Origin of the sequence: Photobacterium nomapromontoriensis (assembly GCF_050336815.1) — a bacterium.
GTDB classification, from domain to species: Bacteria; Pseudomonadota; Gammaproteobacteria; order Enterobacterales; family Vibrionaceae; genus Photobacterium; species Photobacterium nomapromontoriensis.
In genome coordinates this window covers 49116-73858 of record NZ_JAKJSL010000015.1, presented here as the reverse complement: position 1 = coordinate 73858, position 24743 = coordinate 49116, and the positions used below count along the sequence as shown (strand labels likewise).

The following is a 24743-nucleotide window of genomic DNA, read 5'->3' as shown; positions in this document are numbered from 1 at the left end:
TGGCGGGTTTTTTTATGCCTGTCATTCAGTGGTCGGTATAAGCTTATTTCATTGTACTGTTGGTACGTGAGGATGAGGGTTATGGCACAACGTTATGCTGCATTAATGGGGGCGCTGGTCGCAGACGCTGCTGGCATGGGGACGCATTGGATCTACTCTCCGGAGCGAATTAAATCATTGCACTCGCTGCCGCACTTTCCCTTTATTGAACCTGATGCCCGACATTATGATGGGGTGGATGGGTATTATGCACACGACAAGCTTACCGCTGGTGAACTCACTATTTATGGTGAATGGCTGGCACTTTATATTCGACTGCTAAGTCAGCCGAAGCTTGAGACGCGTTGCTTACAACAGGAGATTCTTGATTATTTTGGCCCTGGTGGTGAGTTTATCGGTTATGTGGATAGTCCAACCAAAGCCTTATTGTTAACCCTATTCTCGATAGAGTCTGAAGATTGGCCGGACGATTCCGGCAGTGATGATGACCAAAATCCGGCCTTGTGCGCGATACCTGCTTTGGTTGCGATGAAGATGAGCTCTGAAGCGTTGGAACAGGAAATTGAGCGGGTAGTGGGGATCACCCATCAGAATAATACCGCCTTGGCCTGTGCGAAGGCATTTGCTTGTGCGCTTAATGAGGCATTACGCTCACGGCGAATGGAACCCGTGCTAAATATTCTGAAGGTGAAGAGCCCTGGGCCGATTCAGGAGAAAATAGAGCAGGTGAGGTCGTTAAGTGGAGAGGTAAACGATATTGACCATGTACTAACGATAGTTAATCCCGCTTGTCATCTTGGTGACAGTTTACCGATGGCGGCTTGGATTCTGGAAAACAGTAGTAGTTATACTGATGCGGTGTTGAAAAATATCCTAGTAGGTGGCGATAGCTGCGGGCGAGGGATCATTGTGGGGGCATTAGCCGGGGCTTGTTATGGGTTTGGGGATCAACAAGGCATTCCGATTTCATGGCTTACCACGTTACAGTGCGCAGAAGCGTTAGCTGAAGATATAGAGCAGCTACTGCATAATGCGGGTGGTGCTTTTTAACCCAGCGAGTTCTGTGTGACAGGCATAAAAAAAGCTACCTACGTAGGTAGCTTTCGATATTCTTACCTAGTACCTAGTACCTAGTACCTAGTACCGTGCAAATTAGCAAATTACCTTGATTGCTAGACCGCCAAGAGATGTCTCGCGGTATTTCGCGTTCATGTCTTTACCGGTTTCAAGCATGGTCTCGATAACTTTATCCAGAGAAACGCGCGGCTCAGAAGAGCGGCGTAGTGCCATACGAGTAGCGTTGATTGCTTTAACAGCAGCAATACCGTTACGCTCGATACACGGTACCTGCACCTGTCCAGCAACAGGATCACACGTTAGGCCAAGGTTGTGTTCCATTGCAATCTCAGCAGCCATACATACTTGCTCAGGGCTACCACCCATAAGCTCCGCCAAACCTGCTGCCGCCATAGAACAAGCCACACCTACTTCACCCTGACAGCCCACTTCAGCGCCAGAGATAGAAGCGTTACGCTTGTATAGACCGCCAATTGCGCCAGACGCTGCGAAATAACGCGTGTACTCTTTTGCACTTACAGGCTGAACAAACTTGTCATAGTAAGCCAATACTGCAGGGATGATGCCACATGCACCGTTGGTTGGGGCTGTCACTACACGGCCACCTGCAGCGTTTTCTTCGTTCACAGCGAAAGCGTACATGTTAACCCAGTCAACGACTGTCATTGGGTCGTTGCTTAGTTTTTCTGTCGTTAGCAGTTGCTGACGTAGTGCTGCTGCGCGGCGAGGTACACGTAGTGGACCAGGAAGAATACCTTCCTCGCTCATACCACGTTCCATACATTCACGCATCGTGCGCCAGATGTTTGCGAAATAAGTACTGATTTCTTCTTCAGCATTCATCGCGCGCTCATTGGCCATAACCATTGCACTGACAGATAAGCCGTTTTCTTTACACTGGTTCACAAGCTCTTCAGCGGTAGTGAACATGTAAGGAACTTTTACTGAAGAGTCAGCTGGCTTACCAAAGTTTTCTTCATCAACGATGAAACCACCGCCGATAGAATAGTAGGTTTTGCTAAATTTATCTTCGTCACCGAACCAAGCATTGATAGTCATGCCGTTTTCGTGAAGAGGAAGGTTAGTTGTATGGAAGTTCATACCGCCGTCACGAGGGAAGTCTACTGTGTGGCAGTGCATGCCAACAGGCATACGTTCAGTTTCTTCTACGCGAGCGATAAAACCTGGAATGCTGTCAATATCAACATGTTCAGGGCTATTGCCTGCAAGACCCATAATGATAGCGACATCAGTGTGGTGACCTTTACCGGTTAGAGAAAGGGAGCCGTAAACATCAACGGTAATTTTGGTCACATCACGAAGTTTGCCCATGGCACGGAGATCATCGATGAACTCTTTACCCGCTTTCATTGGGCCGACAGTGTGCGAACTGGAAGGACCCACACCAATTTTGTAGATATCAAAAACACTGATCATTGCTAGTACCTCAGTCCCGAGAAGCAATCTCGCTTCTAAACTAGACTGTATAGTTTTTATCATTCCCGCCCCTTCCTTGGCGAGATAAAAAAGCAAAAGAGCAGGGGCATAAGCGTCCTGCTCTTAAGTGGCTATATTGTACGTGATTTGCTTTAGAAGACTATGCGTTGTAGCACATTTTCTTACAATAACAATTCACATTGGTCAATTATCACGTCGATTGTGATCTTTGCCTTATAGTGCACCGTAGATTACAGAAGTAATCGCTGCAATACCACATAGCACTGTGAAAATTTGAGCGGCTGCAGATGTTTTGTACTTAGCCATTGCTGGTACTTTCTGCATTGCGAAGATTGGCAGTAGGAACAGGATAGCGGCAATCATCGGTGCGCCCATTGTTTCAATCATACCTAGGATGCTTGGGTTTTTAACCGCAACAATCCAAGTAGTGATAACGATGAAACATAGACATGCTTTTTCAATTAGGCTTACAGGCAGTGAAGAGCGAGATTTCACTAGACCAACAAGACCTTCTTGTGCGCCTAGGAAGTGGCCAAAGTAGCTTGAAGTGATAGCGGCAAATGCAACCAATGGGCCCATTAGAGAGATCATTGGAGAGCCATGGATGTTTGCTAAGTAAGACAGTACAGAAATGTTCTGTGCTTGTGCTTCTGCAAGTTGTGCTGGTGATAGAGACAGAACAACAGAGAATACGAAGAACATCACAAAGCCCATCAGCATCATTGCTGCACCGCCAGTGATCATGTCTGTTTTCTTAACGGCATCATCACCGTATACACGACGCTGTTCTTTAGCAAACTGGCTAATAACAGGGCTGTGGTTGAAAGAGAATACGATGATTGGAATTGCTAGCCAAATAACTGAAGGCATTGATGACCAGTCAGGGGCAACTGACATCATTGATGTGTTCCACTCAGGAACCAGGTAGATAGACAGTGCAAACAGAACGAATACCAGTGGGTAAACCACAGCGGCCGTTGCTTTTAGCATCAGTTCTTTACCGAAAAGCACACCAGCAGTCATCGTAAGGATAAGACCACCAGATAGTAACCAGCGTGGAATTGATTCCATACCCAGCTGGTTAACCATGAACGAATCAACAGTGTTAGTGATACCTACACCGTAAATTAGAACGATTGGGTAGATGGCGAAGAAGTAAGCAAAAGTGATGATGTTTGCGCCAGTCTTACCAAAGTGCTCTTCAACGGTATCAGTAATATCAGAATCAGGGTTTTTTGCTGAAAGTACAAAGCGAGCAAGACTTTTGTGTGCAAACCAAGTCATTGGTAGTGCAAGCAATGCAAGAGCAACAAGTGGCCAGAAACCACCCGCTCCCGCTTTAATTGGGAGGAATAGTACGCCTGCGCCAACAGCAGTACCGAATAGCGATAGCGCCCAAGTTACATCTTTATACGTCCATCCTGCTTTTGCAGCAGTCTTTGCTGCGGTGCTTGTAGATGTTTGCATGATTATCTATCCAAAGTTAATTACGGAACGGAAAATAGGAACGGGGCGCATTTTCTCTATTTATTGCAAGAAAACTTTGATCAAGATCTCGTTATGTAACGGAGTGAAATTGCAATACAATTAAAAGTGATCGTCGTCACACTTTTGAAGGTTTTAAGATTAGGGAAACTTATGTGCTAGATTATTTTTGCTCATGCCAGAGCTGTTCTGAAAGGACTTTTAGCATTTGGGCCGTTGCGCCCCAGATTGAATATTTGTTAAATGGTACAGAATATATATGGTGTGTTTTTCCATCAATAATGACGTTTTGTGTTCGCATGTTTTCTGGGTTTAGCACGTAATCTAATGGCGCTTCGAATAGCTCGTCGACTTCGTTGGGATCCAGTGCTGGCAAGTAGTCAGGTGAAATCATGGATAAATACGGAGTAACAATGTAGCCACTGATGGTTGGTAACTTAGGCAGTTGTCCAAAAATATCTGCTCTGGTGCATATTATTCCGGTCTCTTCTCGCGTTTCTCGTAACGCCGTATCAATTAAATCTCTATCGCTAGATTCAAACCGCCCGCCAGGAAATGAGACTTGACCCGGGTGATGCTTAAGGTGTTGCGCCCGCCGAGTGAAAACAACTTGAAATCTATTTTTCCTGAGGACCAGAGGAATAAGCACCGCGGCTTGTTTCAGTGGCCGATTGGGATCAAGGTACTGCTTTATGCGCGAGGTGTGCGTTGGATCATAGGTCGCTTGTGGTGCAAGCAGAAAGCGAGTGAGAATGTGTTGCTGGGTATACATAAACCTTCCATGGTGCAAGTAGGACGTACTATTAACTATAGGTGCAGAAACAACTTATCGGTCAATCTTTGCACCAATAAGCCTAGATTGAGTGTTTGATGTATCAATAACGCCACAACAGGGTATAGGTAACCTGTTGTGGCTTATTGTGATTTGTATCACAAATTTGAAAGTATTGGTAAGATCTGACTGAGTTTATCTAGGGTTTCTTGGTATTCGCTATCAGCAAGGCTATCTGCCACTAGACCGCCGCCGGCCCAAGCATACATCTTTTGTTGATGACCAACCAAAGTACGGATAGTGATATTGGTATCCATCTGTCCACAACGGCTGATATAGCCAATACTGCCACAGTAAATACTGCGACGATGAGGCTCTAGTTCCTCAATGATCTGCATTGCCCGAATTTTGGGAGCGCCTGTTATTGAACCACCCGGGAAACAAGCACGTAGTAAATCTGTGGATGAATAGCCATAATTAAGTTCACCAGTAACGGTACTTACCAGGTGGTGTACAGCAGGAAAGGTTTCGACATCAAAGAGTTTAGGAACAGAGACAGAACCCGGTTTGGCGACGCGCCCGATATCATTTCGAAGTAGATCGACAATCATCAGGTTTTCAGAACGGTCTTTTTCAGCCGTTCTTAAGTCATCGATCAGAGCATGATCGTGCTGCGGGTCTAACGCGCGGGGACGAGTACCTTTAATTGGCTTCGTTTCAATCTTGCCAAAGCGATGCTGTAAAAACCGCTCGGGAGAAACCGATAGTACTGCACAGTCGTTGGTTTGAATAAAGGCTGAAAATGGCGCTCCGTTGCAGCGTTCGAGAAAACGATAAGCTTGCCATTCGCTGCCTTTATAATCGGCAGAAAAGCGTTGAGCAAGGTTAATCTGGTAACAGTCTCCGGATAGGAGATACTCTTGTACCTGATTAAATTTGTGGCAATACTCGCGTTTGTTCATGTTGGCTTGCCATTGCGATGTTAATGAAAAACGAGTGGGGTGTTTAGCATCTAACATCTTATTTTGGCTGGCAAAACGCTCTAAATGCGTTTCTAGCCATTGCTTTCGTTGATTGCCTTTAGGACCGACGAGATAGAGCTGCTGCGTATGGTGATCAGCAATAAGAGCCCAGTCATAAATTCCGACGGCCATATCAGCGGTTGCGAGATCATGCTGAGCTTGATTGGCAATTGTTTCAACCCGACGTCCGAGGTCATAAGCAAAAAATCCCAGTGCTCCACCGATAAAAGGTATGCCTTCAATTGGGCTGGCTGAGGGCAGAAAGTGGTTGAGTGTATTCTCTACTAATTCAAAAGGGTCATCAGTGCTGATTTCTTCAGCACCATTTGAAAAAGTAAGTCGGGTTATTTCACCATGTGTCTCTAAAGTGGCTAAAGGATCAGCAACTAAAATATCATAACGATTATCTGGATGATCCGATGCTGCGGACCGTAATATCATAGCCCAAGGCTGACCCGCAAACGGTTCAAACCACGTTAGCGATGCGTCTTTGCAGTAGTCGAATGGTTCAATGCTCAGTTCTGGATGCGATTTACAAATCATTTTCTTTTTTGTGACAGGGGTACGATTGGCGCATAGCGCGAAATTGTCCGCAAGAGTATCATAAACCCAGAATTTAATACGACGCCCAAGGATGATCCTTTTAGCATTTTTAACTGTCAGGTTAGTAAATGTTAAGTGGAGTAACGCCATGAGGATCATGGCCACGTGGTTGCATTTTAGCTGTGAATCACACCCTACACTGGAAGCATAAAAATCGGGCGCCATGGAATGATAATAATCAACGAGGGCATATATGACCGTCATCCATAAACACGATGTCATCAGCAGTGTTGCCGATGCATTGCAATACATTTCTTATTACCACCCATTGGATTTTGTTCAGGCACTGGAAAAGGCCTATAACAAAGAGCAAAGTCAGGCAGCAAAAGATGCGATTGCGCAAATCTTGATTAATTCACGTATGTCAGCAGAAGGGCGTCGTCCTATTTGTCAGGACACAGGTATTGTGACTTGCTTTGTTAAAATTGGCATGAATGTACAGTGGGACAGTGATCTGACGGTACAGGAAATGATTGATGAGGGTGTTCGTCAAGCTTATACCAATCCGGATAATCCGCTACGAGCCTCTGTCGTGTCGGACCCGGCGGGCAGCCGTAAGAATACCAAAGACAATGCACCTGCTGTGGTGCACATTGATATGGTTCCAGGCAATAAGGTTGATATTCAAATTGCAGCCAAGGGGGGCGGTTCTGAGAATAAAACCAAGATGGTGATGCTGAATCCGTCCGATGATGTCGCTGAGTGGGTAGAGAAAACCGTTCCTCTTATGGGGGCGGGTTGGTGTCCACCGGGTATGTTAGGTATTGGTATTGGTGGAACGGCTGAAAAAGCGGCAGTGCTGGCAAAAGAATCGTTGATGGAAGCAATTGATATCCATGAACTGCAAGCGCGTGGTGCACAAAATGCAGAAGAAGAACTGCGTTTGGATATCTATAACCGGGTGAATAAACTCGGCATTGGAGCCCAGGGGCTGGGTGGTCTGACAACCGTTGTTGATGTCAAAATTAAAACGGCCCCAACTCATGCCGCATCCAAGCCTGTTTGTATGATCCCTAATTGTGCCGCGACTCGACATGTCCACTTTACCCTTGATGGTACTGGGCCAGCAGAGTTAATTCCGCCAAAGTTAGAAGACTGGCCAGAAGTGACATGGGAAGTGGGCGACAATGTACGTCGCGTAAACCTTGATGAAACCACTAAGGCAGACGTACAGACATGGCGTTCAGGTGAAACCTTACTTCTATCAGGAAAGATCTTAACCGGGCGTGATGCCGCGCATAAGCGTATTGCTGATATGCTGGCGAAAGGTGAAGACTTCCCAGTTGATTTCAGCAACCGCTTTATTTATTACGTTGGCCCAGTGGATGCGGTGGGTGATGAGGTTGTTGGCCCTGCGGGTCCAACCACGTCGACACGGATGGATAAGTTTACCGATATGATGCTGGCGCAGGCAGGCCTGACAGGCATGATCGGTAAAGCAGAGCGTGGTCCGGCCACGATAGAATCAATCAAGCAGCATAAAGCGGTCTATCTGATGGCTGTAGGTGGTGCCGCCTATCTGGTCGCGAAAGCAATAAAGAAAGCCCGCGTGGTTGCCTTTGAAGATCTCGGTATGGAAGCTATCTATGAATTTGAAGTTGAAGATATGCCAGTAACGGTTGCTGTGGATGCTGAAGGGGTTAACGTTCACCAGACCGGTCCAGACACCTGGAAAGTCAACATCGCTGAGATGTAATCTGTTAAATTTTGTCATTGATTGACCTTATCAAAAGGAGCCCTAGGCTCCTTTTTGCATTCCTATCTCTGCCCGTAGCATTGTGCTGCATTCTGCAACTTGAGCTAACTGGGTATTTCCCCCATCGCTGATGTTTCATTTGTGAAACAGCCTGAATTCAAGCCACTAGCGCCAATGTTCTATAGTGTTAATAGCGGTTGATTTTGATCGAGCTAGAGATAGCGACAAAGTCATCATCAATAATTACCACAAAATAAGACACAGAGGGCCATATGGTGCGTTTTTTTTGTGCCACTGCGGTGTTGATTTTATCAGTGTTGGGGTGTGGTGATAAGGATGTAGCCGTCCCTGAGCCAGACTCCAGACCCGTTAAGTTGCAGTCAGTGTCGGTCGGTAACAGTGAAACGCGTCGTACTTTTCCTGCCGTTGTTGAGGCGGGTGATAAAGCAGTGTTGACCTTTCGGGTGCCGGGTCAATTGGATGAGGTAAGGGTACATCCCGGTGACATAGTCAAACGCGGGCAGACATTAGCGCATTTAAATACCGATGAACTTCGATTGCTCGTGGAACAAGCCAAAGCGAATCATGAGTTAGCCTCTGTGCAGTTTAAACGGGATAAAGCATTACTGAAAACCAATGCAGTTTCTGAACTGGATTTTGACCGCTCTCAGGCAGAGCTGAAACAGGCAAAGGCAGAACTTGATAAAGCTAAGGCAAATTTGAGATATGCGGCTTTAGTTGCACCTTACGATGGAACAGTATCGCTGTCATTGATTGAAAATTATGAGTATGTAAGTGCCAAGCAGCCCGTTATGCATATTCACAGTGCGGGATTGATCAACGTTACCTTCCAACTTCCCGACCAACTATTTCCTCGATTCCAGAATAATACCGGGTTCGATCCTCAGCCCATGGTGGCATTCGATACCATTCCCGGGCAGCAATTTTCCGCACAATTTCAAGAAATAGATACCGAAGCTGATGAGAAAACCTCTAGCTACAAGGTGACGCTGTCGATGCCACGTCCCCGAGGCCACAATTTATTGCCGGGTATGGCCGGGCATGTCAGCGTCGCCTTACCTCATGGTGGTCCTGACGCAATTCCGGAGCGGGCGATTATCCGCGAAGGTGAACAGACTTATGTGTGGAAGGTCGGTGAGCAGGGGCGGGTAACAAAAGTCATGGTTGAAGTTGATGCCGGACGTCGACTTATCTCTGGGTTGGCGGATGGTGATGCGATCGTGACCTCCGGTGTTAACCAGTTACAGGAAGGTCAGAAGGTCAGGGAATGGGTAAAAGAGCGGGGGCTATAGGTGACAAATCTTCAATGTAATTTGTGGTTGTGGGTGATCGCATTGGTATTTACCCTGACAGGGTGTGAGAAACCTCAAGTAGAGACCCGGACGATTGTTGCTCCGGTGACGGTAGCGACCGTGACACTTTTAGATGAGGCCCCAAAACTGACCTTCCCGGCGGTTGCCGCCGCAGCGAATAAATCAAGCCTGTCGTTTCGTGTTCCTGGCGAGGTGACCCATATTTCGGTCCGATCAGGTGATCAGGTCAAAAAAGGGCAGTTACTGGCCCGCCTTGATCCAATCGATTACAAGTTGGCGCTTGATGATGCACAGGCAAAATTCAATGTCATCGATAGCCAGTATCGGCGTTCAGCCAAGCTGGTTAAACAGGGGTATCTACCCCAATCACAGTTTGATGAGTTAAGAGCACAGCGGCGAATTGCTAAGGCAAGGTTGGACTTGGCTAATCTGAATTTAACTTTTACCCAACTAAAAGCGCCTTTCAATGGGGTGATCTCCCGGGTACTGGTTGAGCAATTTGAGAATGTTCAAGCGGGTCAGTCTGTAATGAATCTACACCTTGTGGATTCTGTTGATGTCATTATTCAGGCACCCGATATGATCTATTCGCAAAGCACTGCCGTTGAGGTGGAACAATCAAAGCCTGGGGTTAAGGTTGTGCTCACTGACGGTACAGAATACAAGGCGGTGTTGAAAGAGTTCACGACAGAGCCCGATCCTGAATTGGGGTCTTTTCTTGTTACGCTCACCATGCCCATGCCTAAAGATCGCTTTATTCTCGATGGCATGGCAGTCGAAGTAAAGGTCGATGCCCAGAAACTGAAAATATACCGTCAGGGTGATCCGGTGATCCCATTAGAAGCCATTTTTAATGAAGATGGCGACGATTTAGCCAAGAGTAATAAGTTTGTCTGGGTGGTGGGAGAGGATAATACCGTCACTAAGCGCCAGATCGTGACCGATAAAGTTGTACCAAGTGGCATTAGGCTGTCTAGTGGTCTAAAAGCAGGAGAAAAGGTCGTGACTGAGGGCGGAAATCAACTCCATGAAGGACAGCAGATTCGCATCGTTAACAAAGAGGCGGGCAAAGAATGAAGCAAGATATTGCAGCCTATTTTATTAGAAATAAAGTTGTTAGTTGGATGTTGACGCTGATTTTTCTCATTGGTGGCACTATGGCCTTCTTTGGGCTAGGACGGCTCGAAGATCCCGCCTTTACCATTAAAGATGCCATGGTGGTCACGGCCTATCCTGGCGCAACTCCGCTCCAAGTTGAAGAAGAAGTGACCTATCCGATAGAAAAGGCTATCCAGCAACTGACGTATGTTGATGAAGTCAATTCGGTATCCAGTCGAGGACTATCTCAAATCACGGTGACCATGAAAAACAACTACGGCCCGGATGACTTACCGCAGATTTGGGATGAGCTGCGCCGTAAGGTTAACGATCTTAAGCCCACATTGCCGCCTGGGGTGCAAGAGCCGCAGGTGATTGATGATTTTGGTGATGTCTTTGGTATTTTACTGGCGATCACCGGGGATGGGTACAGCTATAAAGAACTCAATGACTATGTTGATTACTTGCGGCGGGAGATCGAACTGGTCGATGGTGTGGGTAAGGTGTCAGTCACAGGGAGTCAGCAAGAGCAGGTTTTTATTGAGATCTCCATGCAACGATTAAGCAGTCTGGGGATTTCACCGCAAACGATCTACGGCATTTTGGAAACGCAAAACTTAGTGACCAGTGCCGGAGCGGTGCGTATAGGCAGTGAATACATTCGGGTTCACCCTACTGGCGAATTTAAGAATGTGAATGAATTGGGTGATTTAATCATCACTGAGACAGGCTCGCAAGGACTTATCTATTTACGTGATGTTGCCAATATTACCCGCGATTTCAAAGAAGTGCCGGATAATCTGGTCGCTTACAATGGGCAACAGGCATTGCATGTCGGGATCTCATTTGTTGACGGGATCAATGTCGTAGAAGCCGGAGCCCGAGTTGATCGGCGTTTACAGGAGTTAAAAGAGCAGCAGCCGATCGGGATTAATATTGGCGTGGTCTACAGCCAGCCGACAGAGGTTGATAAGTCAGTCAGTGGTTTTGTCGTGAGTTTGGGACAAGCGGTCGTGATTGTCATCATCGTTTTGTTGTTCTTCATGGGAATGCGTTCTGGCTTATTGATTGGTTTGATCTTGCTGCTAACGGTATTGGGCACATTTGTATTCATGAAGTGGCTGGCGATAGATCTCCAGCGGATTTCGCTGGGGGCATTGGTGATCGCGCTCGGAATGCTGGTGGATAACGCCATTGTGGTGGTGGAAGGCATACTGATCGGAATGCAGAAAGGACGGACCCGGGAACAGGCGGCCACTGATATTGTTACCCAGACCAAATGGCCATTATTAGGGGCGACAGTCATTGCCGTTATGGCCTTTGCCCCGATCGGTTTATCACAGGATTCTACCGGGGAATATTGTCGAACTCTGTTTACTGTGTTGCTGATCTCTTTAATGTTGAGCTGGTTTACCGCGATTTCATTGACCCCTTTCTTTGCGGATTTGTTTTTTCGAGGGAGTAAAGTGGCGGGTGAGGGGGAAGAGATCGATCCTTATGCCGGTAAATTGTTTGTTTGGTATCGTGCGTTTCTGGAATTTTGTATGCGTCGTGCCTGGCTGACCGTGATTGTGCTGGTCGTGATGCTGGGCAGTAGCCTGTACGGCTTTACATTACTTAAGCAGTCATTTTTCCCGGCTTCTACAACGCCGATGTTTATGGTAGATGTTTGGTTACCAGAAGGAACCGATATTCGTGCAACCAACCAGACCCTTGAGGATCTGGAAGCGGTTGTTGGTCAGGATGATCGGGTGGTATTCGTGAGTGCCAGTGCGGGTAAAGGGTCACAGCGGTTCATGCTGACTTACTCACCAGAAAAAAGTTATTCATCATACGGTGAGTTGATTATACGGGTTAAACACTTCGATGATGTGCTGCCGGTAATGGCTAAATTCAGTCAAATACTGGATAAAAATCACCCTGAGCTGCAGTACAAACTGAAACAGATCATGCTGGGACCGTCTTCTGGCTCTAAGATAGAAGCCCGATTAGTTGGTCCGGATCCGACAATACTGCGAGGGCTGGCTAAACAAGTTGTGGATATCATGAATGCTGACCCTGGCGCATTTAATATTCGTCATGACTGGCGAGAGCGAAATAAAGTGATAGAGCCCGTATTCAATGAAAGTCAGGCGCGTCGTTATGGGATCACCAAGAAAGATGTTGATGATTTGCTGCAGATGTCATTCTCTGGTTTAACGGTGGGTGTGTACCGTGACGGGACGAATCTGATGCCTATCGTGACCCGTCTGCCGGAGGCGGAGCGCGTCGACGTTAGCACCATTGAAGGGATGAAGATTTGGAGCCCAGCAACGCAGGGCTATATACCATTGCAACAAGTGATCAATGGTGTGAATTTGCGTTGGGAGGATCCGCTAATGGCCCGTAAAAACCGCAAACGCATGCTCACTGTAATGGCCGATCCTGATCCGTTAAGTGATGAAACGGCAGCCACGGTGCAGGCGCGTATCCAGCCACAGATCGAAGCGCTGACTTTTCCGCCGGGCTATTCTTTGGAATGGGGGGGAGAGTATGAGTCATCAGCCGATGCAAAAGCGTCATTATTTCAGACCATGCCGATGGGTTATTTAGTGATGTTTCTGATCACCATTTTTCTTTTCAATAAAGTGAAGGAAGCATTGATCGTTTGGGCGACGGTGCCATTGGCGGTGATAGGTGTGACAACCGGGTTGTTATTACTCAATACGCCGTTTGGTTTTATGGCGTTACTGGGATTTTTGAGTTTATCTGGGATGTTGGTCAAAAACGGCATCGTTTTGTTGGATCAGATTGAAATTGAAATTGACAGTGGGAAAGAGAAGTATCAGGCGGTGGTTGATGCAGCAGTGAGTCGCGTTCGTCCAGTATGTATGGCTGCTGTGACTACCATTTTGGGGATGATCCCATTATTACCGGATGTATTTTTCAAGCCCATGGCAGTGACTATCATGTTCGGCTTAGGGTTTGCCACCGTGTTGACCTTGATCGTGGTCCCCGTTCTGTATCGGTTGTTCCACCATCTTGCACTGCCTGATGACAATAAGGCAGCAACAGTGTTAACCAGTTAGCACTGGTTAACATATCGCCAGGGTGTTTCATTTAAATAAAACAAGGGCACCTTATGGTGCCCTTGCTGATTCGGTCGGTTTTAACGAGCTACAATCGACTTATTCTGCCACTTTCCACTGCATCTCTTCGCCTGCTTTGATCGGTACAACGACATCTTGACCAAATGATAGAGTCGCGGGTATTGGCCAGCTTTCTTTTGTCAGTGTAATGGTGTCGCTATTACGAGGGAGGTTGTAAAAATCTGGGCCATTGAAGCTTGCGAATGCTTCCAGTTGTTCAAGTGCGCCTGCCTGCTCAAATACTTCAGCATAAAGCTCAATCGCAGCATGGGCGGTGTAAGATCCGGCACAACCGCAAGCAGACTCTTTACGCTCTTGTGCATGAGGGGCAGAGTCGGTGCCTAAGAAGAACTTCGGACTACCACTTGTTGCGGCTTCAACCAGCGCTTTCTGATGAATATTACGCTTTAAAATTGGCAGGCAGTAAAAATGAGGTCGAATGCCGCCGACCAACATGTGGTTTCGGTTGAACATCAGGTGGTGAGCTGTGATGGTTGCCGCCACGTTAGGGCCTGCATTGTGTACAAACTCAACTGCATCTTTGGTCGTGATATGCTCAACTACAATTTTCAGATTGGGCATTTGTTTGACGATAGGGCCAAGGACGGTATCAAGGAAGGTTTTCTCACGGTCGAAAATATCCACATCGTGTGCAGTGACTTCACCGTGGATCAGTAGCAACATACCAACGTCTTGCATCGCTTCAAGTGTTGGGATCAGCTTTGTAATGGATGTTACGCCTGAATCAGAATTGGTCGTTGCGCCTGCTGGGTAAAGTTTGGCTGCATAGATATGGCCAGTTGCTTTTGCACGGCGGATCTCGTCAGGTGTGGTGTTATCTGTGAGGTAGAGTGTCATAAGAGGGGAGAAATTAGCGGCAGGCTGTTCGGCAAGGATACGATCTCGGTAAGCCAGAGCGGCTTCGGTATCGGTGACCGGTGGGACTAAGTTTGGCATGATAATAGCGCGTCCCATATAGCGGCTTATGTCACGAACTGTGTCATTGAGCACGCTACCATCACGTAGATGAGTGTGCCAGTCATCAGGACGTGTGATCGTAATAGTCGTCATTGTTGCTTCCCTCCCAAAAAAAATCGACCGATTCTAAAACCTAACTTATAGGTTGTAAAGGTCAAAATTCAAACAATCTATCTGATTGATGATAAAACTGGCAATCGTTTGCATGATGTGTGACTTAGCACGATGAAACAGATAAAAATAAGCCAGCCCTATGGGCTGGCTTATTGATGTTATAACAGAGAATCAGGTTACAGTTTAAAACGTCGAACCAAGTCGTTTTGCTGGTGGGCGAGCACATCCAATTTACCGCTGGCCTCTGCGACTTCCTCCATTGAGCTAAAGTTAGAGTCAGCGATATGACTGATATCTTCAAGACTACGAGCAATAGAGGCTGTAGTACTGCGCTGCTCCTCGGCGGCTTGTGCAATTTGCGAGCTCATCTTACTGATTTCATAGATAATAGCTTGGATTTCTTCCATCGCACTATTGGCATCTGACGCCTGAGCAATACTATTTCCCATTTCATCTACGCAGTTTTGCATAACCGTTACTGCTTGCCCTGAGCGACTTTGCAGGCTTTGAATCATTTGCTCGATTTCTGCGGTGGAATCCGTCGTGCGTTTCGCCAGTACCCGAACCTCATCGGCAACCACCGCAAAACCTCGACCTTGATCGCCTGCCCGTGCCGCTTCAATGGCGGCATTGAGTGCGAGTAGGTTGGTTTGATCGGCGATATTGCGGATCACATCCAGAATGGAACCAATATTGCTGCTCATTTCTTGTAACTTTGATACCGCATTGACAGACTCGTCGAGGTGCTCGGAAAGCTGGCGGGCAGTATTGATATTACGGCTCATGACTTCGCGGCCAGTATTGGATGCACGCTCAACCTCATGGACACGTTCCATCGTGTTCTGGGCGCTGTGTGAGACATCAGTCACTGACTGTTCCATTTCGGTCATTGCTGTTGCTACAGAAGCGGTCTGCTGGCGCTGTTCGTGAAGGCGATGCTTTGCTTGATTGGTAGTGGTTTGATTTTCTTCTGCTACCGCAGTGAGTTCACCAGAGGCTTGACTTAACTGACCAAGAATCTCTTGCAGATTGTCGGCCAGCGTATTGATGTAGATGCCAAGATTACTAAATTCAACAAACTGGTTAACATTGCTGCGTTGCGTCATATCACCACGGGCAAGGGCTTCCAGAGTTTTTAAGGTGGCGCTAAGTGGTTTACGTACACTCTGGGCCAGATACCAGCCGATAAAAATAGCGAATAACGAGGCACTAATGCCAATCATGATAGCGTTGTTGTGACCTTGCTGATAGACCTTGTCAGCATCGTTGATCGCGATATCCATTTGGCGGTTGGCCTGCTCGCGAAAGCTATCGAGTAGTTCTGTTGCTTGATCAATTTCAGTCGCGAGTGTCGCGATATTGTCGTACAGTTTGTTGCGGGCATCAATGTATTGGAAATGGGCATCCAGCACCCCGCCATTTTTACCGATATCGATCGTGTATTGAGCAATAGCGCTGTCAAATGTTGTTCTTAGTTCAGGCATAATTGATGCTAAAGAACGGTAGGCATTACTTAAGTGGTTTACGTAGAGTCGGTTATCCTTTACCGCTTTCTCGATAGCAGCAATATCTTCAGTGGCTAACGCGTCAGAGGTAATGGTTTCTGTTTGCTCTAGTTTGATGAAATAGTTTTTAGCCATCATTTTAACGGAGATGCTGTCTTGTCCGTCAATGTGCTCTTTCATTTTGATACTGAGATCACCATGCAGTTGCTGAAAGCTACGGGTGGATTGCTGGCGTTCCGTTTGTGCTAATAATTGGGTGCGATAGTTTTTCATCGCAATATAAGCTTCACGGAAATAGCGTTCTTCAAGTTCAATTAAGGCCTTCAGTTGGTCGCTTAGGGCTGTGTTATGCTGACTGGCGGCAATCAGTTGTTTAAGCGCATTCAGAAATGCCGAGTGTGCGTTGGTAAAAAGCGTTTCGTAGGCATCCATTCGTTCAGGATCGTGGGTGGTCAGAAAATCTTTGAAAATTTTATCAGCGGCTAACAATCTGACACTGGTTTGGTTTGATAGTGAAACAAGTGGAAGGGCATCCGCAGTGACATTTTGCAGTTGCTGGTGAATTCGACTCGTGCCGTCGAGCATCATCATGAGCGCACCTGCAAACAGAATTACCAAAAGTGCGAATCCAGTGTACATGCGTCGGATGACTGAGGTCTGTTTCGTTGTCTTCATACAATCCCTAAAAATGATTATGTAAGCGACAGCCGGGCTTACTAGACCACTCTAATACGAACTGGATTTTTTGATATTTTTCATCGCATAAAATGTGAACTGGAAAAATTATGCGGTGAAAAATACGTTTAAAATTAGGGCAATAATGACTCATTATGAAATAATGCGCTGAATTCATTTGGACTCAATATAGAAGATAATCAATACACACCTTGCAGACATGCATGACACACTCTCAATAAATGTCTACATAGGCTGACTTTTTGGTAAAAATGATTTAAAACGACGTTCAATATTGCCCTGATAGGGTAATTTGGGTATACAGAACCAAGTTTGATAACAAAAATGGAGCATGACATGGCTGAAGAAACAATTTTCAGTAAGATAATTCGCAAAGAAATCCCTGCTGATATTCTATACCAGGACGATTTAGTCACTGCATTTCGTGATATTAACCCTCGTGCACCAAGCCATATCTTAATCATTCCAAATAAACTGCTACCAACGGTGAATGATGTTGAAGCAGAGGATGAGATGATGATGGGGCGCCTGTTCACGGTTGCACGAAAGCTGGCTGAGAAGGAAGGCATTGCAGAAGATGGTTACCGTTTGATTGTGAATTGTAATCCTTATGGTGGTCAGGAAGTGTATCATATCCATATGCACTTATTAGGTGGCCGTCCATTGGGCCCTATGTTAGTAGGTTAAGCCTGATAGAGTATAAGTTCGTTGGCCTGCGTAGATTGTGGGACAATGAGGAACTTCAGTATCAGATTGAAGTCTGAGTAGCATGATCCTCCCATGAGTGGTATGGGATTCATGAGAACTCAGACTTTTTATTAAGGTAATTAACATAATGTTCAAACGTGCCGTCGTCGCGGTATTATCTTTGGGTTTGGCGGCCTGTGTTAATTTATCGGCGCAAAATCTATTTAGCCATTACAGTGCCGTGAACAGTGAGACCCATGATGCAATGCAGCAAGGCTTGTATCAACAAGCATTGGCAGCATTGCCTGATGCGCCTGCTGGCGACATATTGTATGGCATGGAAAAAGGGCGAATTAGTTTTGCTGCGAGCCAGTACCCCTTGAGCTTTGCTGCATTGCAGGGAGCGGATAAGGCAGTACAAGAACAGCAGCGTCAGGCGATGATTCAGATCTCTGAAGGGTTTAATCAGGCCGGCTCGCTGTTGACGAATGACAATATGATCACCTATCAGCCTGCCGATTATGAATTGGGATTTTTGCATCTGTATTTAGCATTGAATTATATCCAGCAGCATGATTTAGAAGGGGCGTTAGTCGAAGTTCGCCGGGCAAATCAAGTACAGGAAACGGCTAAAAAACAGCGCGAAACTGAGCTTGAACAAGTCGCTAAAGAAGCAAAGCGCAATGGTATTGATCAGAATATTGGTGCAGTGCTGGCCCGCTATCCGGATATTGCTGGTGGCTTAGGCAATATTCAAAATGGCTATCTGTTTTATTTATCAGGGATACTCTATGAGGCTGATGGTGACCTGAACAATGCCTATGTCGATTACAAACGTGCATTAGCCGTTGCACCTGATAATCGGTATGTTGCGCATACCGTTTTAAGATTGGCGACTCGATTGGGCATGAACGGTGATCTTACATCATTAACGGCTCGCTATGGGCATTATCAACCACCGGCTTTGGGTTCAGGGCGGGTCGTGATCTTCGATGAACAAGGGGTGGTAGAGGCCCGTGATGGCTGGCGTTTACCATTATGGCTTGCTGATCATCACGGTAACGGCGTGGTGTATAACTTGGCGCTGCCTTATTATCGCTCATCAGCGGCTCCAATATACTCGCCATTGCTACTGGGTCATCGGCCAGTGGCCGAAAGTACACTGAGCAATGTTAACGCCATGGCACAGTATAACTTGCAAGAAGAGTTACCGACCATGGCGGTGCGCCAGGCACTGCGGGTATTGACTAAAAATGAGATACGAAAAGCCGCAGCTAGAGAAGGAAATGATGTTGGTAATGTCTTGGCCAACATTTTTAACACTCTGACTGAACAACCTGATACGCGTAGTTGGGAAAGTCTGCCCGCAACGGTATCGCTAGGTGTGCAGGATCTATCAGCGGGCCAATATACGCTGTCATGGAATGGCCATCAGATTAACGTTAATGTGAAAGCAGGCCGGACTACCCTTGTGTGGGTGTCTCGGCAAGGAAGCCAGCTGACGGGCTGGTCAGTACTATTGGGAGGCAACTGATGAGAGTGCTCATTGTTTTGGGGCTAATACTTGGGCTATCGGCGTGTTCAACCACCACGTCAGGGATCAGCATAGAAAGCAGTAACCAAAATGTGGTGATTGGCAATACCAATCTGGCAAACCGATTGACAATTGATAAAGCGCAAGTGACCAGTGTCAATGGCTTACTGAAAGCCGCGGTGCCAGTGAGCAGTAAGATTGATTCCGATCTTAATCTTCAGTACCGCTTTTATTGGTATGATGCTCAAGGGTTGGAAGTGAGTGGCAGTGACAGTCCATGGCGCCAGTTTGTCATTCACGGAAAAGATACCATGACATTACAGGCGGTTGCGAGAAAGCCAGAGGCAACGCAATATCGGATTTACATCCGTAAAGCCAATTATTGATTTTGGGGTAAAGGTAAAAGAATGAAAAAAAGCATCATTGCGCTAATGGGCGTAGCAGCACTAATGGGTGGGTGTGCTCAGAAGGTGAGTTACGGTGACGCTCAAGAAGTGGAGACCACAACGATTGAGTTTGGCTCAACGGATCTGCAAAAAGTTGCGGAAGAGATGACCGACAGTATGTTGTCATCCGGTGCGGTTGCGCAACTTACCATCAATGGCAAGCGGCCAATTATTATGGTTGACGGCATCAAAAATAAAACCAGTGAACATATTGATACCGAGTCAATCACTGATTCTGTCAGTACACGTCTGCTTAATTCTGGAAAATTCCGCTTTGTTGATATGACGCGTGTTGAAGCCGTACGCAAACAGCTTAACTTTCAAAATAGCGATGAACTGGTGAATCAGAGTACTGCTATTCAGTTTGGTCGCATGGTCGGCGCACAGTATATGCTGTACGGTAATCTTGCGAGTATTGTGAAAACGGCTGGTGGCGATAAAGACGTATACTACAAGATGACAATGCGTTTAATAGATTTGGAAACAGGGCTGATTGAATGGGCCGATGAAACCGAAATCCGTAAGCAAGAATCAAAAAGCCTGCTTGGCTGGTAGTGTGATCAAATGATGGTTGGGCAGAAGATAGATAGGGGTTCGTTCGCGATCTGGTTTAACTCCGTATTACAGACTTCTTTGCCTGATCATCAACTCGTTAGTGCTGAGCCATTAACGGGCGGTTTAAGTAATCGATGTTGGCAGGTAACCCTGTTGCATACTCCTACCTTATGTCAATCAACCATGGTTTGGCGTCCACAGTCGAGATCAACTGAGGCCTTTGGCCTATCTCGTCAACAAGAGTTTATACTGCTCAGTTCTTTATCTACTCATTCATGCTGTCACGCTTCATTGGCTCCTCGGGCGGTTGCCTTGCTTGAGCAAGGTTTATTGGTTGAATGGGTCAGAGGTCATACAGCAGACGAGCATTATCCTACCGATAAATTACTTCAACTACAGGCCCATATTCATTCGTTGCCAGTCCCTGAGTGGCGATTGGATTGTCGCGAACGTGCGGCTCATTATTGGTTGGGCATTACCGAACACAATAAAGATGATGCATTGTGTGCGATTTACCATGCATTTCAGCATCGAACGCCAATCCTTTGGTTTGCGGATACCTGCTGCCATCACGATTTGGGGGGGTACAATATTATTCTACCCTCAGATCCCCTCACGGAGACGGACACCGATGAGTGGAGCGTTGGGCAAGCCAAGGTGATCGATTGGGAATATGCTGCCGCAGGCGATCCATCACTGGATTTGACTCTCACCATTGTGGCAAATGGATTGAATCGGGAATATGCCGTTAATCAGTATTGTCTGTGTTCAGGTGTGAATGATGAGCAGAGCATTGCACGTTGGCATCAAGCGGTAACTGCATGGCAGCCTTGGTGTGATTACCTAGCGATGCTGTGGTTTTATGTTGGTGCACAACTTTGGCCGGATCTTGATTATCAGTCTCAGGCTAATCAGCTTAAAGATAAGCTTCACTTGGATCTGCAAAGCGAGAATGCTTGAGTCCTGTACTCTCTCAATGTTGTCTATCCTTTAAACCAGTATGTTGCCGCCTTGGCAGGTGAAAAAGGGGAGGGGTGATACCATGGTGAGAAGAGTACTGTTTTGGTTGGTGTTGTCTGCGCCTCTCATATTGATAGCAGGTTGCACGACTCGACTGGCGTATAATCATTTTGATACTTGGTTAAACTACCGTATTTCAGACTATGTCAATCTAACCCGCCAGCAAGAGCGTGTCCTTGATAATGGGGTCGAGCGCGCGATAGAAACGCACCGTCAGCAAGAACTTCCTCGTATTCACCGTGTCGTTGACCGTCTTCAGGCTGATCTTCTTTTCCCTGTCACCTATGACCAAATGCGTGACTACTACTTTATTTTTACCGAATTGGGACAAAATACAGCGGCTGTATTGGCGAAGCCTTTAGCGGCCACATTATCGTTGCTCAATGATAGTCAGGTTTTAGAATTAACCCACAATATACAGCAGCGTTTTACAGAAATAGATAGGAAACGTAATGCATTGACGCTTGCTGAACAACGTGCACGACGTGCTAATCAATTGACCGATTTTACCCAGGATTGGGTAGGGTCGTTGACCGACAAGCAGGAAGCACTGCTTGAGGAACTGGCTGGTTATCAGGTGGGGATGGTGCCTATTTTTATTGCAATCCGCCAGCAGTTCTTCAGGGAGTGGCAGCAGATGATGGTTCAGCGGAGCAGGCCTGAGTTTAGTGCACAGTTTACTCGGTTGATGCGACAGATGGTGGGATTGGAAAGTCCCAACTATCAAAGTGACATTAATTTTTACCTTAACCGTCGTTTTGAATTGATGCGGCGCTTAAACCATACCCTCAGTGATGTTCAGCGCGCTCACTTAAACCGCAAGTTGATAAACATCAGAAAAGATGTCGCTGTATTGATTAATCAGTAGTACATGCGAAGTATCGAGACCATTTTGCCATCGGCTGAAAGAGAGTGCTTTTTCAAGTTTGGGTCAACAACGGGAATGAAAAGTGTTAGATTAACGTCGATAGAGTGTTGCCATTTGGTAATGTTTTATAAGTGGTAAATCACAAAATTGGCCTGCAATAGGCCTGTAGCCGTTAAGGCTTTCATGAAACAACAGACAGGACGTTCACAATGATTATTTATTTACATGGCTATGATGCAACCAGCGCAGGTAATCACGAAAAAGTATTGCAGCTGCAGTTTATTGATGATGTAAAAGTGGTCACTTACAGTACTCAGCATCCCAAACATGATATGGCACACTTACTAAAAGAAGTCAGCATCTTGGTGACTGAATATGGTGCTGCAGATACGCTTATCTGTGGTGTTGGTTTAGGTGGATATTGGGCTGAGCGTATTGGTTTTTTATGTGGGATTAAGCAGGCTCTGTTTAACCCTAATCTGCATCCTGAAGTGAACATGGAAGGGAAGATAGACCGACCAGAAGAATATGCAGATATTGCGACTAAGTGTGTGACAGACTATCGGACGAAGAACCAAGGTTGCTGTCTGGTTTTTTTGTCGACCCATGATGAAACAATGGATAATCGTGCTTCTGAAACAGAGCTATCTCCCTATTATGATGTGGTATGGGATGACAAGGAAAGCCATAAATTTAAGAAGATTTCTCAGCACCTGCAAGCGCTGAAGGCTTTTAAGGTTTAACTTGGTGAGACTGTGCAATCGTATGTACATTGTTGAATTAGTATCGTTAAGTGTACTGGTCCGATACATATGGCCTGATGGCATCGTAGTTAACCATGCGTCTTAACTAAAACCACAATCCGTTCTATGCGCTAGAGCAATTTTTATGGTTTTTTTTGAATATATGTCATTTTTTTTGCGATATATACTTTTAACTATTGCTGAATTATTAGATAATCGTCACACAAAAGAGGAGCGGAGGATGATACCTATCGCTCCCTGTCGATGAGTCAGTATGATAATAAACGCGGTAGTTAAGCTGCGATAACGACCCAGCGACGGTAAAAATAAGAACTAGTGATACCTACCTCCAACCTACAGCCGACGATGTAAGATTCGTTTGCACAATATCAATAGCACAATGCCTTTGTGTGCCCACAAAGCATGCTTTCTCGTGAGTCCCTACCACCGTTTATTCATTGATGGTTTGGCAAAGGTTCACCGCGATGAGACACAGGGTTCTGTGCTATTGGTATTTAGTCAGTTAGCCAGCGCATTAGCTTCTTCATTTTAGGGATGAAACGTGGATGTAAGGTTATGAGCAAAAAAATTATACAAAATAAGAGGAAGATATTGTGATGCGAATTATCGTAGTTGGCGGCGGCGCCGGCGGTTTGGAGCTTGCCACTAAGCTTGGCCGTACACTTGGCCGTAAAGGACGAGCTAAAGTTACATTGGTTGACCGTCGAGGCAGTCACCTGTGGAAACCATTGCTGCATGAGGTTGCGACCGGATCAATGGATGCAGGGGTTGATGCCCTGAGTTACCGCGCCCACGCTAAAAACCATCATTTCGATTTCCAAATGGGGAGTTTCCAAGGTATTGATCGTGAACGTAAGGTGATCACCTTGGCTCCGTTATACGACAAGCATGACGAACTGCTGATGCCGGAACGAGAGTTGGAATACGATATATTGGTTATGGCGATTGGCTCAACGTCTAACGATTTCAATACCCCAGGTGTAGCCGAGCATTGTATTTTCCTTGATAGCCCTGAGCAGGCGCACCGTTTCCGTACTGAAATGAACAACCAGTTTCTGAAACTGCATGCTAACAAAGCGTTAAAAACGGTCGATATTGCGATTGTTGGTGCTGGTGCAACTGGTGTTGAGCTTTCTGCAGAGCTGCACAATGCCGTCAAAGAATTACGTAATTATGGTTTTGGTGATCTAGACAGTTCTCGTTTGAACGTTAACCTGATTGAGGCTGGTGATCGTATTCTTCCTGCATTACCACCACGTATTTCTGCTTCGGCACATAGTGAACTGACTAAACTGGGTGTTAATGTGCGTACGGGCACCATGGTGACTAACGCAGATAGCACTGGCTTAACAACCAAAGAGGGTGAACATATTCCTGCTCAGATCATGGTGTGGGCCGCTGGAATTAAGGCGCCTGACTTTATGAAAGATATCGCAGGTCTTGAAACCAACCGCATTAATCAGTTGGTCGTGAAGCCAACATTGCAGACAACACGCGATGATAACATTTACGTGATCGGTGATTTGGCGTCATGCACTCAGGAAGATGGTAGCTTTGTGCCACCACGTGCACAAGCAGCGCATCAGATGGCAAGCCGTTGCTTCTCGAATATCGTGGCTAAATTGAATGACCGTGATCAGAAACCCTATGTGTATACAGACCATGGTTCATTGGTTTCACTGAGCCGTTTCTCTACCGTTGGTAGCCTGATGGGGAACCTGAGTAAAGGGTCGATGATGATTGAAGGGCGTATTGCACGTATCGTTTATATCTCATTGTATAGAATGCATTTAGTTGCACTACATGGTGTGGTTAAAACTGGCTTGATGATGCTAGTTAGTCGTATTAACCGCGTATTGCGTCCAAACCTAAAACTACATTAATACGTTTCGTTTTGGTGGAA

19 protein-coding genes are annotated in these 24743 nt (G+C 46.3%); 13 read left to right on the top strand and 6 right to left on the bottom strand.

Going from position 1 to position 24743, the window contains the following annotated elements; translation table 11 throughout:
- Positions 1 to 81 precede the first annotated feature (81 nt).
- On the top strand, positions 82 to 1050 hold the full coding sequence (locus L4D12_RS01010; protein ID WP_428445950.1) for an ADP-ribosylglycohydrolase family protein: 969 nt from the start codon (positions 82 to 84) through the stop codon (positions 1048 to 1050).
- Positions 1051 to 1152: 102 nt separating this feature from the next.
- Here L4D12_RS01010 and L4D12_RS01005 read toward each other — a convergent pair whose 3' ends face one another.
- The 4 genes from L4D12_RS01005 to pabB form a co-directional block, all read right to left on the bottom strand.
- Positions 1153 to 2514: an L-serine ammonia-lyase gene (locus L4D12_RS01005; RefSeq protein ID WP_428446128.1), complete on the bottom strand. Its 1362-nt coding sequence runs from the start codon at positions 2512 to 2514 to the stop codon at positions 1153 to 1155.
- 234 nt (positions 2515 to 2748) lie between these two features.
- Positions 2749 to 4002 (bottom strand): aromatic amino acid transport family protein, encoded by a 1254-nt coding sequence (locus L4D12_RS01000; RefSeq protein ID WP_428445949.1) that lies wholly within the window; start codon positions 4000 to 4002, stop codon positions 2749 to 2751.
- A gap of 181 nt (positions 4003 to 4183) precedes the next feature.
- Positions 4184 to 4792: a CoA pyrophosphatase gene (locus L4D12_RS00995; RefSeq protein ID WP_428445948.1), complete on the bottom strand. Its 609-nt coding sequence runs from the start codon at positions 4790 to 4792 to the stop codon at positions 4184 to 4186.
- Positions 4793 to 4950: 158 nt separating this feature from the next.
- Complete coding sequence (gene pabB, locus L4D12_RS00990) at positions 4951 to 6357, bottom strand: aminodeoxychorismate synthase component I (protein WP_428446127.1); 1407 nt, start codon at positions 6355 to 6357, stop codon at positions 4951 to 4953.
- A 253-nt stretch (positions 6358 to 6610) separates the two neighbouring features.
- Between pabB and L4D12_RS00985 the strand changes: the two genes are divergently transcribed.
- From L4D12_RS00985 to L4D12_RS00970, 4 genes are all read left to right on the top strand, one after another.
- Entirely contained in the window at positions 6611 to 8113 is a 1503-nt protein-coding gene (locus L4D12_RS00985) for a fumarate hydratase (RefSeq protein ID WP_428445947.1), read from the top strand.
- A gap of 272 nt (positions 8114 to 8385) precedes the next feature.
- Positions 8386 to 9426, top strand: coding sequence for an efflux RND transporter periplasmic adaptor subunit (locus L4D12_RS00980; protein WP_428445946.1), 1041 nt, complete (start codon positions 8386 to 8388; stop codon positions 9424 to 9426).
- Positions 9427 to 10524: an efflux RND transporter periplasmic adaptor subunit gene (locus tag L4D12_RS00975; protein ID WP_428445945.1), complete on the top strand. Its 1098-nt coding sequence runs from the start codon at positions 9427 to 9429 to the stop codon at positions 10522 to 10524. It abuts the gene before it with no gap.
- The gene (locus L4D12_RS00970) at positions 10521 to 13613 is read left to right on the top strand and encodes an efflux RND transporter permease subunit (protein WP_428445944.1); all 3093 of its coding nucleotides are present in this window, start codon (positions 10521 to 10523) and stop codon (positions 13611 to 13613) included. The genes L4D12_RS00975 and L4D12_RS00970 overlap by 4 nt, the downstream gene beginning before the upstream one ends.
- A gap of 99 nt (positions 13614 to 13712) precedes the next feature.
- Here L4D12_RS00970 and pyrC read toward each other — a convergent pair whose 3' ends face one another.
- Both pyrC and L4D12_RS00960 read right to left on the bottom strand, forming a co-directional pair.
- Positions 13713 to 14744, bottom strand: a complete 1032-nt coding sequence (gene pyrC / locus L4D12_RS00965) for a dihydroorotase (RefSeq protein WP_428445943.1) — start codon at positions 14742 to 14744, stop codon at positions 13713 to 13715.
- Positions 14745 to 14941: 197 nt separating this feature from the next.
- Positions 14942 to 16945 carry a methyl-accepting chemotaxis protein gene (locus L4D12_RS00960; RefSeq protein WP_428445942.1) on the bottom strand — a complete coding sequence of 668 codons (2004 nt, stop codon included), beginning with the start codon at positions 16943 to 16945 and terminating at the stop codon, positions 14942 to 14944.
- Positions 16946 to 17302: 357 nt separating this feature from the next.
- On the opposite strand from L4D12_RS00960, the gene hinT reads away from it, so the two are divergent.
- From hinT to L4D12_RS00920, 8 genes are all read left to right on the top strand, one after another.
- Complete coding sequence (gene hinT / locus L4D12_RS00955; RefSeq protein ID WP_428445941.1) at positions 17303 to 17653, top strand: purine nucleoside phosphoramidase; 351 nt, start codon at positions 17303 to 17305, stop codon at positions 17651 to 17653.
- Positions 17654 to 17801: 148 nt separating this feature from the next.
- Complete coding sequence (locus L4D12_RS00950; protein ID WP_428445940.1) at positions 17802 to 19187, top strand: COG3014 family protein; 1386 nt, start codon at positions 17802 to 17804, stop codon at positions 19185 to 19187.
- Positions 19187 to 19573, top strand: coding sequence for a YcfL family putative periplasmic lipoprotein (locus L4D12_RS00945; RefSeq protein WP_428445939.1), 387 nt, complete (start codon positions 19187 to 19189; stop codon positions 19571 to 19573). The genes L4D12_RS00950 and L4D12_RS00945 overlap by 1 nt, the downstream gene beginning before the upstream one ends.
- Positions 19574 to 19594: 21 nt before the next feature.
- Positions 19595 to 20188 carry a penicillin-binding protein activator LpoB gene (lpoB, locus tag L4D12_RS00940; RefSeq protein ID WP_428445938.1) on the top strand — a complete coding sequence of 198 codons (594 nt, stop codon included), beginning with the start codon at positions 19595 to 19597 and terminating at the stop codon, positions 20186 to 20188.
- Positions 20189 to 20197: 9 nt separating this feature from the next.
- On the top strand, positions 20198 to 21148 hold the full coding sequence (locus L4D12_RS00935; protein WP_428445937.1) for a protein kinase family protein: 951 nt from the start codon (positions 20198 to 20200) through the stop codon (positions 21146 to 21148).
- An 82-nt stretch (positions 21149 to 21230) separates the two neighbouring features.
- Positions 21231 to 22076: a DUF6279 family lipoprotein gene (locus L4D12_RS00930; RefSeq protein ID WP_428445936.1), complete on the top strand. Its 846-nt coding sequence runs from the start codon at positions 21231 to 21233 to the stop codon at positions 22074 to 22076.
- A 209-nt stretch (positions 22077 to 22285) separates the two neighbouring features.
- The gene (gene ycfP, locus L4D12_RS00925; RefSeq protein ID WP_428445935.1) at positions 22286 to 22819 is read left to right on the top strand and encodes an alpha/beta hydrolase YcfP; all 534 of its coding nucleotides are present in this window, start codon (positions 22286 to 22288) and stop codon (positions 22817 to 22819) included.
- A 614-nt stretch (positions 22820 to 23433) separates the two neighbouring features.
- Positions 23434 to 24723 carry an NAD(P)/FAD-dependent oxidoreductase gene (locus L4D12_RS00920; protein ID WP_428445934.1) on the top strand — a complete coding sequence of 430 codons (1290 nt, stop codon included), beginning with the start codon at positions 23434 to 23436 and terminating at the stop codon, positions 24721 to 24723.
- Positions 24724 to 24743 lie beyond the last annotated feature (20 nt).